Annotated in this window: 9 protein-coding genes and 1 pseudogene; 8 read left to right on the plus strand and 2 right to left on the minus strand. The window is 71.9% G+C overall.

The features are described from left to right. Positions 1 to 29 precede the first annotated feature (29 nt). From ABZS77_RS14205 to ABZS77_RS14240, 8 genes are all read left to right on the plus strand, one after another. The gene (locus ABZS77_RS14205) at positions 30 to 758 is read left to right on the plus strand and encodes a TetR/AcrR family transcriptional regulator (protein WP_354822421.1); all 729 of its coding nucleotides are present in this window, start codon (positions 30 to 32) and stop codon (positions 756 to 758) included. Next, positions 755 to 1045 carry a DUF4873 domain-containing protein gene (locus ABZS77_RS14210; RefSeq protein WP_354822423.1) on the plus strand — a complete coding sequence of 97 codons (291 nt, stop codon included), beginning with the start codon at positions 755 to 757 and terminating at the stop codon, positions 1043 to 1045. Before ABZS77_RS14205 ends, ABZS77_RS14210 begins: the two co-directional genes overlap by 4 nt. Beyond that, positions 1045 to 2538 carry an NAD(P)/FAD-dependent oxidoreductase gene (locus ABZS77_RS14215; RefSeq protein WP_354822425.1) on the plus strand — a complete coding sequence of 498 codons (1494 nt, stop codon included), beginning with the start codon at positions 1045 to 1047 and terminating at the stop codon, positions 2536 to 2538. Before ABZS77_RS14210 ends, ABZS77_RS14215 begins: the two co-directional genes overlap by 1 nt. Then, positions 2528 to 3400, plus strand: a complete 873-nt coding sequence (locus ABZS77_RS14220; protein WP_354822427.1) for an SDR family oxidoreductase — start codon at positions 2528 to 2530, stop codon at positions 3398 to 3400. Before ABZS77_RS14215 ends, ABZS77_RS14220 begins: the two co-directional genes overlap by 11 nt. After that, positions 3397 to 4224, plus strand: coding sequence for an alpha/beta fold hydrolase (locus ABZS77_RS14225; protein ID WP_354822428.1), 828 nt, complete (start codon positions 3397 to 3399; stop codon positions 4222 to 4224). The genes ABZS77_RS14220 and ABZS77_RS14225 overlap by 4 nt, the downstream gene beginning before the upstream one ends. A 78-nt stretch (positions 4225 to 4302) precedes the next feature. After that, a complete protein-coding gene (locus tag ABZS77_RS14230; RefSeq protein WP_354822430.1) occupies positions 4303 to 4923 on the plus strand; it encodes a TetR family transcriptional regulator in 621 nt (206 codons plus the stop codon). A gap of 77 nt (positions 4924 to 5000) precedes the next feature. Beyond that, complete coding sequence (locus ABZS77_RS14235) at positions 5001 to 6581, plus strand: MDR family MFS transporter (protein WP_354822432.1); 1581 nt, start codon at positions 5001 to 5003, stop codon at positions 6579 to 6581. 231 nt (positions 6582 to 6812) lie between these two features. Further along, a complete protein-coding gene (locus ABZS77_RS14240) occupies positions 6813 to 8369 on the plus strand; it encodes an OFA family MFS transporter (protein WP_354822454.1) in 1557 nt (518 codons plus the stop codon). A 63-nt stretch (positions 8370 to 8432) separates the two neighbouring features. Here the strand turns inward: ABZS77_RS14240 and nrfD are convergent, their stop codons facing one another. Both nrfD and ABZS77_RS14250 read right to left on the minus strand, forming a co-directional pair. Beyond that, positions 8433 to 9446 carry an NrfD/PsrC family molybdoenzyme membrane anchor subunit gene (gene nrfD / locus ABZS77_RS14245; protein WP_354822434.1) on the minus strand — a complete coding sequence of 338 codons (1014 nt, stop codon included), beginning with the start codon at positions 9444 to 9446 and terminating at the stop codon, positions 8433 to 8435. Continuing rightward, positions 9443 to 9592 (minus strand): annotated as a pseudogene (locus ABZS77_RS14250) (4Fe-4S ferredoxin); the annotation flags it as partial. The gene nrfD and the pseudogene ABZS77_RS14250, both read right to left, overlap by 4 nt.

Below are 9592 nucleotides of genomic sequence, written 5' to 3' on the forward strand. Positions count from 1 at the left end.
GACGACCGGTAACTGTTACGAGTAGTAGCATGCAATCGCCGCCTAAGGATGTCAATGGATCCGACCCGCCGGACACGTCCGGCGGCGGTGCACCGAGAGCCAAGGGCAACGGCCGCCGGGACCGCTGGGCCGACCATCGCGAGCAGCGCAGACAGGCACTCGTCGGCGCCGCCGTCCAGGCCCTGCTGCGACACGGACCCGACGTCGACATGGACCAGGTGGCCGCCATCGCGGGCGTCAGCAAACCGGTGCTCTACCGCTACTTCACCGACAAGTCGCAGCTCTGGGTCGCGGTGAGCGAGGTCGTGGCGGCCCGGGTCGTCGACGCCATCGCACCCGCCATCGACCAGGTCCGCGAGGAACGCGACCTGGTCGAGGCGACGATCGACGCGTACCTCGGCGTGATCGAGTCACAGCCCACGCTCTACCGGTTCCTCATGCGCCAGTCTGGCCAACCCGGCATCCACCAGGTCGTCGCCGGGACCAGCCGACAGGTCGCCGCCGGGCTGGCCCGGGTCATCGGCGACCGGCTGCGCGCGCTCGGCCTCGACGCCGGCCCGGCCGAGCCCTGGGCGTACGGCCTGGTGGGGTTCGTGCAGGCGGTCGGCGACTGGTGGACCACACACGGGCAGCCGATCAGCCGCAGCGCCCTCACCGACTACCTGACCACTCTGCTGTGGAGCGGGATCGAGGGCGTCCGGGCCAGCGCCGACCTGCCACCCGAGCTGACGCGCGCCCACGAGCGGATCACGCCGTGAGCTACCACGGTCCGGCGAGCATCGGGGGCGCCCCGGTACGGGCGCATCTCAGCGGACGGTGGGAACCCGTCGACGGCCGCTTCCACTGGGGCGGGCGCATCGAGCCCGACCCGGCGGTGGCACAACTGCTGCGGTCGGGGCGCCGCGACGTCGAGCTGCGCATCGCCGAACGGACCCGACCCGCCCGACTGGCCGAGGTCGACCCGTGGGGCGGCGTACGGATCACCGGCGTGGGCGATCCGCCCTGGCCGCCACAGGCCGGCACGGCCGAGCATCTGGAGGACTGATGGAGACAGACGTTGCCATCGTCGGGGCCGGTTTCGGCGGCCTGGGCGCGGCCATCGCCCTGCAGAAGGCCGGCTTCACCGACTACCTCGTCTTCGACCGGGGTGACGAGGTCGGCGGCACCTGGCGGGACAACACCTACCCCGGCTGCGCGTGTGACGTCCCGTCGCACCTCTACTCGTTCTCCTTCGCCCCCAACCCCCGCTGGTCGAACACCTTCTCCAGCCAGCCGGAGATCCACGGCTACCTGCGTGACTGTGTCGACCGCTTCGGGATCGGCCCCCGGGTGCGGCTGCGCCACGAGGTGCACGAGGCACGCTGGGACGACAGGCGCCAACGCTGGCTGCTGCGCACCTCCGGCGGCGACCACACCGCCCGGGTGCTGATCTGCGCGGCCGGCCCGCTGAGCGACCCCGCCATCCCCGACCTGCCCGGCATCGACGACTTCGCCGGCACGGTCTTCCACTCCGCCCGCTGGAGGCACGACCACGACCTGACCGGCCGTCGCGTCGCGGTCGTCGGCACCGGCGCGTCCGCCGTCCAGTTCGTTCCCCGGATCCAGCCGGCGGTCGAGAGGCTGACGCTGTTCCAACGCTCCCCCGCCTGGATCATGCCGAGGCGCTCGCGCCGGATCAGCCGGGTGGAGCAGGCCGCGTTCCGTTCGGTGCCCGGCGCGCAGCGGGCCGCCCGGGCCGGGCTCTACCTGCTCCGCGAGACGATGGGCCTGGGCTTCCTGCACCCGACGGTCAACCGCCTCGCCTCCCGGCTGTCGCTGCGGACGCTGCGACGTCAGGTCACCGACCCGACCCTGCGGGAGAAGCTCACCCCCCGGTACACGATGGGCTGCAAACGGGTCCTCATCTCCAACGACTACTGGCCGTCGCTCACCCGCCCGAACGTCGACGTGGTCACCGAGGGCATCGCCCGGGTCGTGCCAGACGGCCTGGTCACGGCCGACGGCGTCCACCACCGGGCGGACACGATCATCCTCGGCACCGGCTTCCACGTCACCGACTCGCCGGTCGTACGGCGTATCCACGGCCGTGGCGGGTGCAGCCTGGGTACGGCCTGGACGCCCAGCATGCACGCGTACCGGGGCACCACCATCGCGGGCTTTCCCAACCTGTTCTTCCTGCTCGGCCCCAACACCGGGCTCGGGCACACCTCCGTGGTGCTGATGATCGAGGCGCAGCTGCGCCTGGTGCTCGCGGCCCTGCGCCACATGCGGGCCACCGGCGCGCAGGCCATCGAACCGACCGTGGAGGCGCAGCGGCGCTGGACCGAACAGGTCGACAGGCAGATGACCGGCACCGTCTGGCAGACCGGCTGTCATAGCTGGTACCTCGACGCCACCGGCCGCAACACCACGATCTGGCCGGGCTTCGCCACCAGCTTCCGGATGCGGTTGCGGCGGTTCCATCCCGCCGACCACCGGATCGTCACCGCCGACCAGAGGTCCACCGGAACGGAACGGGAGCACGCCGATGCGGTATGACCTGGCGGACCGGACCATGTTCATCACCGGCGCGGCACGCGGCATCGGCGCCGAACTGGCCCGCGCGGCCGTCGCCCGGGGCGCACGGGTCGCCCTGGCCGGCCTGGAGGGCGATCGGCTCCGGCAGCTCGCCGCCGACCTCGACGCGCACTGGTACGAGTGCGACGTCACCGACCAGGCGGCGTTGGACGCCGCCGTCGCGTCCACGGTGGATCGCTTCGGCGGGATCGACGTGGTCGTCGCGAACGCGGGCATCGCCAACCTGGGCACGGTGGCCGTCGGGCCGGTGGACGCGTTGGTGCGTACCGTCGAGGTGAACCTCTGCGGCGTGATCCGCACGGTCAGTGCGGCCCTGCCGCACGTCACCGCCGCGCGGGGCCACGTCCTGGTCGTCTCGTCCGCCGCCGCCTTCACGGCGATGCCCGGCATGGCCGCCTACTGCGCGTCCAAGGCGGGCGTGGAGCAGTTCGCGAACGTGCTGCGCCTGGAGACCCGCGCGGCCGGCGTCACCGTCGGCACCGCCCACCCGATCTGGATCGACACCGACCTGGTCCGCGACATCCGTGCCGACCTGGCGTCGTTCAACGCCACGCTGCGCCGGCTGCCGTGGCCGCTGTCCACGGTCGTCCCCGTCGAACAGTGCGTCGACGCCCTGCTGCGCGGCATCGAACGCCGCAGGCGCAAGGTGTACGTGCCACGGTCGCTGGCCCTGGTGCAGGCGCTACGGCCGGTGGTGCTCAGCGGCATGTCGGACGCGCTGATCACCCGGTTCGGCGGTCGGACGATGGTCGGTCAGATGGAGGACGAGGTACGCCAGCTCGGCCGGTCCTTCGGCAGGTCCTCGGTGGAGGGGCGGTCATGACCGTTCACTTCCGGCGCGCGGGCAGTGGTGAACCGCTCGTGCTCATTCACGGCATCGGCCACCGCCACCAGGCGTGGGAACCCGTGTTCGACAGGCTCACCGCCCACCACGAGGTGATCGCGCTCGACCTGCCCGGCTTCGGGAACTCGCCGGTGCCCGGCACCGGGATGCCCGCCGACATGGCCGCCACCGTCGCCGCGATGCTGCCCGTCCTGACGCAGTGGGGGCTGGAGCGTCCGCACGTGGCCGGTTACAGCCTCGGCGGGGCGATCGGCCTGGAACTCGCCGCCACCGGGGCTGTCGCGTCGGCCACCGCGTTCTCCCCCGCCGGCTTCTTCACACCTGCGGAACGTCGCCGGGCGTTGGCCATCCTCCGGATGCTGCGGGCCAACTCGTACCTGCCCACGCCCGTCATGCGGGTCGCGCTGCGGTCGGCGTACCTGCGGGCGTTGTGCTTCGGGCCGCTGATGGCCCACCCGACGCGGTTGGACGTGGACCGCGCGGTGGGCGACGCGCTCGCCCTGCGGCGGGCGCTGGGTTTCGGCGCCGTGGCGCGGGCCGCCCGCAGCTACCGCTTCGACTGCCCCCGGCTCGCCGGCGCGGCGGTGCCGGTGACCATCGGCTGGGGCGACCGCGACCGCATCTTCGGCGTCCACCAGGCCGAACGCGCCCGGGCCGGCCTGCCGGCGGCCCGGGTGGTGACGTTGACCGGCTGCGGGCACGTGCCGATGAGTGACGATCCGGACCTGGTCGCGGCGCTCATCCTGGAGACCACCGGGGCCGTGCCCCGCCCCCAGGGACCGGACCCGTCGGTGGCCGCCTAGCGGCGACGCGCGTCGGGAGAATCACTTCAGAGACTAAAAACTTGCAGACTGTGCAAGTTCGCTCCTAGCCTCGCTCGCGTGACCGACACCGACCACGCCGGCACCGGGCGCCGAGACCGCAAGAAGGCACAGACCCGGGCCGCGCTCACCGCCGCCGCGTTGCGCCTGGTCGCCGAACGCGGCCTGGAGCACGTGACGGTGGAGGAGATCAGCGAGGCCGCGGACGTCTCGTCGCGCACCTTCTTCAACTACTTCGCCTGCAAGGACGAGGCGCTCACCGACGACCCGGCACTCGACGGCAACCCGGTCGTGGCGCGTCTGGCGGCCGTCCCCGCGAGGGTGCCGGCGTTGCGGGCCGTCCGGCTGGCCCTCACCGAGGCGATCGACACGATCCAGGCCGATCGGGAGTTGTGGCGGTTGCGGCTCGCCGTCATCACCCAGAACCCCGCGCTGCTGCCTCGGCTGGTGTCCAGCAACATCGCGACCGAACGGGCCATGGTCTCGGTCATCGCCACCCGCCTCGGCGTGGGGCCCGACCATGGCCTCCCGCCGCTGATCACCGCCGTCACCAGTGCCGCCTTCCACACCGCGATGCTGCGCTGGGCCGCCGGCGACGACACCCGCCCCCTGCGCGAGTTCGTGGACGAGGCATTCGCCGCGCTGGCCGCCGGCCTGCCGGACCCGCCGACCGCCTCCTGACCCCACCGGATCCCGCCCCGTCGCAGATCAGCTGCGGGGGCAGTAACTTCCGCCACAAACCCGACAAGGGAGCGTCAATGACCACAACCGTCCCGCCCGCCGACACCGCCGTCGTCGGCAAGCGCATGACGCGTCGGGAGGTTCTCCAGGCCCTGTCCGGCCTGATGGTCGGCCTGTTCGTGTCAATCCTCGCCTCCACTGTGGTGGCGAACGCACTGCCGCGGATCATCGCCGACCTGAACGGCAGCCAGACCGTCTACACCTGGATCGTCACGAGCGAACTGCTCGCCATGACGGCGACGGTGCCGCTGTGGGGCAAGATGGCCGACCTGTACAGCAAGAAGCTGCTGATCCAGCTCTCGCTGGGCCTGTTCGTGGTGGGTTCACTCATCGCCGGCTTCACGCCGAACGTCGAGGTGCTGCTGCTCAGCCGCGTCGTCCAGGGAATCGGCGCCGGCGGCATGACGGCGCTGGCCACGATCGTGATGGCGGCGATGATCCCGCCCCGTGAGCTGGGCCGCTACGCCGGCATCTTCGGCGCGGTCTTCGGTGTCGGCACCATCGCCGGCCCGCTCATCGGCGGCCTGCTCGTCGACACGTCGTGGCTGGGCTGGCGGTGGTGCTTCCTGATCGGCGTCCCCTTCAGCATCATCTCCATCGCCCTGCTGCAGCGCACCCTGCACCTGCCCGTCGTCCGCCGCAAGGCGAAGATCGACTGGCTGGGCGCCCTGCTCATCACCTCGGGCGTCTCCACCCTGCTGATCTGGTCGTCCCTGGCCGGGAACAAGTTCGAGTGGGCCTCCGGCTGGACGGCCCTGATGGTCGCCGGCGGTCTGGTCCTGCTGGCGCTGGCCCTCGTCGTGGAGTCGCGGGCGGCCGAGCCGATCGTCCCGCTTGGCATCTTCCGCAACCGGACCGTCTCGCTGACGACGATCGCCAGCGTGCTGGTGGGTGTCGCGATGTTCGGCGGCACCGTCTTCCTGTCCCAGTACTTCCAGATCTCGCTCGGCAAGTCGCCCACCGTCGCGGGTCTGATGAGCCTCCCGATGATCTTCGGTCTGCTGGTCTCGTCGACGGTGGCCGGGCAGCTCATCACGAAGTACGGACGGTGGAAGGCCTACCTGGTGGCCGGCGCCGCCGTGATGACCGTCGGCATGCTGCTGCTCGGCACCATCGACGCCGACACCAGCGTCCTCGTCCTGTCGGTCTACATGGCCGTGCTGGGCGTCGGCGTCGGCATGCTCATGCAGAACCTCGTGCTCGCCGCGCAGAACGACGTACCGGCCCAGGAACTCGGCGCCGCCACCTCCGTGCTGACGTTCTTCCGCAGCATGGGCGGCGCGATCGGGGTCAGCGCCCTCGGTGCGGTCCTGGCGAGCCGGGTCACCTCGCTCACGACCGAGCGGCTCGGCCCGGCGGCGACGGCCGGCGGCGGCTCCACCGAGGTGCCCGACCTGTCCACGCTGCCCGAACCGGTGGTGCGCGTCCTCCAGGAGGTGTACGGCATCGCCACCGCCGACCTCTTCCTGGTCGGCGCGCCGTTCGCGCTGCTCGCGCTGATCGTCGTGCTGTTCATCAAGGAGAAGCCGCTGCACACCGTCAGCGGGGACGAACGACGCGCCCAGGAGGAGGCGGCCGCAAAGGCCGCGATCCACTGACCCGTACGTCAGCAGTCGGGGGCGGACCCGGTCGGGTCCGCCCCCGTTCCGCGTTTTCGGGTAACCACCTGACGCGAACCTGTCGCCACGTAGCGTGAAGTAGGCCGGTCAACGGCTGACGCCACGTACGCCGAGGCCGCCACCGTCGCGGCACCGCTTGGCAAACCGCCGGGACGGACAGCTCTGCACCGCCGCCGGCCTACGCAGCCGCAGGAGGTACGGACAATGCCCATGCTGTCGGTATTCGATCCTCGGCACACCGTCGCGCCCCCGGGATACAGCCGCTGGCTCATCCCGACGGCGGCGCTGGCCGTGCACGTGTGCATCGGGCAGGTCTACGCGACGAGCGTCTACAAGAACTCCCTCATCGCGCACTTCGACACCAGCCAGACGGCGATCGGCGCGATCTTCAGCATCGCCATCGTCATGCTGGGGTCGTCCGCCGCGGTGGGTGGCCGGTGGGTGGAGCGCAACGGGCCACGCCGGGCGATGTTCGTCTCGGCGTGCTTCTGGGCCGTCGGGTTCCTCGTCGGCGCGCTCGGCATCGCGACGCAGCAGCTGTGGCTGCTCTATCTCGGGTACGGCGTCATCGGCGGCATCGGTCTCGGCATCGGCTACATCTCGCCCGTCTCCACCCTGATCAAGTGGTTCCCGGACCGGCCGGGCCTCGCCACCGGGCTGGCCATCATGGGCTTCGGCGGCGGTGCCCTGGTCGCCGGTCCGCTCGCGCGCCAACTGCTCTCCCTCTACGACGGCGGCTACAACCCGAACAATCCGGCCGCCGTCGCGTCGGGGCACGCCCTCGTGGCGCTCTTCGTCACGTTCGGCATCGGCTACTTCGTGATCATGATGTTCGGCCCGTTCAACGTCCGGGTTCCGGCGCCGGACTGGCGTCCCGCCGGGTTCGACCCCGCGAGCGTCGCCAGCCGGCCGCTGGTGACGCGGGCAAGCGTGTCCGCGACGAACGCCGTACGGACCCGGTCGTTCTGGCTGCTGTGGATCGTGTTGTTCTGCAACGTCACGGCCGGCATCGGCATCCTGGAACAGGCCAGCCCGATGATCCAGGACTTCTTCCGGGACAACGGCACCACAGCGGTGTCGGTGTCGGCGGCCGCCGGATTCGTGGGAGTGCTGTCGCTGTTCAACATGGCCGGCCGGTTCGTCTGGTCGACGACGTCCGACCTCATCGGCCGCAAGCCCATCTACATGGTGTACCTCGGCGTCGGCATGGTGCTGTACGTGCTGCTGGCCGTGGCCGGCCACTCCGCGACGGCGGTGTTCGTGCTGATCGCCGCCGCGATCATCTCCTTCTACGGCGGCGGCTTCGCCACGATGCCCGCGTACCTGCGCGACCTCTTCGGCACCTTCCAGGTCGGCGCGATCCACGGCCGGATCCTGACCGCCTGGTCGGCGGCGGGTGTCGCCGGCCCGCTGATCGTCAACGGCATCCTCGACACGCAGGGCAAACCCGGCACGCTCACCGCGTCGGCGTACCGGCCCGCGCTGTTCACCATGGTCGGCATCCTGGCCATCGGCTTCATCGCCAACCTGCTGGTGCGTCCCGTGCCGGACCGCTTCCACGAGCCGGACCGGGGGCCGACGTCGCAGGTGGCCAAGGCCACGGTCACCGAGCCGGTCGCCATCGGCCCGCAGAGCAACCCGCCGGTACCCGGGCACGTCGGCAGCCAGACCGGGCGGCTCTGGGTGTCGTGGCTGCTCGTCGCGGCGCTGCTCGGCTACGGCATCGTCCAGACCGCCATCACCGCCGCGAAACTGTTCACCGGCTGAGCGGGGCCGACCGCGGTCCGGCGGCGCCTTTCCTGCGGGTTGGAGGTGGCGCGTCGTGGCCGCTCAGGGTCGGGGCGCCGCCGCCCTGTTCCTCTCCTCGAGTCGCTCCCGCTGGGGCACGACCGTGTACTTCGGGTCGCGCGCCGAGACCCGGCCCGCCTCGAAGACGCCGAACCGGGTGGCGACCGACGAGGCCACGAGGGCCGCGCCGGAGATCGCCGCCAGGAGGCGGCTGCGGCGGCTGACGAGCGCCGCGGCGGTGCCCACGGCGAGCAGCACCCGCCCGGCGGTGACCAGACGTCCGCTGCGGCCGCGCGCGTAGGGCTCCCCGGTCAGGCCCAGCCGTTCCAGTCGACGTCCGCCGACCAGTTCGACTGCCGCGGCGGCGAGGGCGAGTCGCCGCAGCGGGGCGGTCTGCGTGGCCGGCGCCGCCATCAGGCCGACTCCGGTCGCCGCGGCCAGCGCGCTGCCGGCGAAGACGAAGGGCAGCGACGGATAGGCGTCGTGCCAGGAGGGCACGGCCGTGTCGGCGAGCAGCACCCCGGTGTACGTGGCCAGCGCCGGCGCGACGGCCGCGGCGGCCAGGCCCGCGGCGTCACCGACCGGAGGCGCCAACCGCCGGGCGAGGCCGAGCACGCCGTGTTCGGGGAGGTGCGGCGCGATCTCGGCGATCGCGGCGACACCGGCGGCCGGACCGAAGACGGCGAGGATCCAGGTGCCGACGGACATGGGCGAGGTCAGCTTGGCGACCCGCAGCATGTGGTGGAACCGGGACGGCCGTCCGAGGTCGTGGATCAGCAGGTACGTGCTGGCGGTGACGCCGCCCAGGGCCGTCCAGCGGGCCGCCGTACGCAGGTCGGGGCGACCGGTCAGCTGGGCTCCCGCGCCGATCAGCGCGCTTCCGGCGGCGAGGCCACCGGTGAACAGGTAACCGGCGATGTCGTCCTTCCACACCGGCGCCTTGAGCACCGGCCGGCCGTAGTAGGAGCTGAAGTCGGCGGGCGGCACGGTGAGCTGCTCGCCGTCCCCGCCGAGCCGCCGCCGTCGGTGCCCGCCGGCCGGTGTCGTGTCGGTCATGGCCGCCTGCCCAGGAACGCGACAGCGGTGACGGCGGCCATCGTCAGCGCGGCGAGGCCTGCGCGTTTCCACATCGCCGGCAGGTCACGGGTGGTCACGACCGGATCAGGCGGCAACCCGTACACCTCAGGCTCGTCCAACAACAG

Origin of the sequence: Micromonospora sp. NPDC005298, assembly GCF_040607375.1 — a bacterium.
Taxonomy (GTDB): domain Bacteria; phylum Actinomycetota; class Actinomycetes; order Mycobacteriales; family Micromonosporaceae; genus Micromonospora.

What these genes read in the sequence shown, in the direction of transcription:
- ABZS77_RS14205 (WP_354822421.1), top strand. Translation starts at nt 30, where the DNA reads ATGCAATCGCCGCCTAAGGATGTCAATGGATCCGACCCGCCGGACACG.
- ABZS77_RS14215 (WP_354822425.1), top strand. Translation starts at nt 1,045, where the DNA reads ATGGAGACAGACGTTGCCATCGTCGGGGCCGGTTTCGGCGGCCTGGGC.
- ABZS77_RS14220 (WP_354822427.1), top strand. Translation starts at nt 2,528, where the DNA reads ATGCGGTATGACCTGGCGGACCGGACCATGTTCATCACCGGCGCGGCA.
- ABZS77_RS14225 (WP_354822428.1), top strand. Translation starts at nt 3,397, where the DNA reads ATGACCGTTCACTTCCGGCGCGCGGGCAGTGGTGAACCGCTCGTGCTC.
- ABZS77_RS14235 (WP_354822432.1), top strand. Translation starts at nt 5,001, where the DNA reads ATGACCACAACCGTCCCGCCCGCCGACACCGCCGTCGTCGGCAAGCGC.
- ABZS77_RS14240 (WP_354822454.1), top strand. Translation starts at nt 6,813, where the DNA reads ATGCTGTCGGTATTCGATCCTCGGCACACCGTCGCGCCCCCGGGATAC.
- nrfD (WP_354822434.1), bottom strand. Translation starts at nt 9,446, where the DNA reads ATGACCGACACGACACCGGCCGGCGGGCACCGACGGCGGCGGCTCGGC.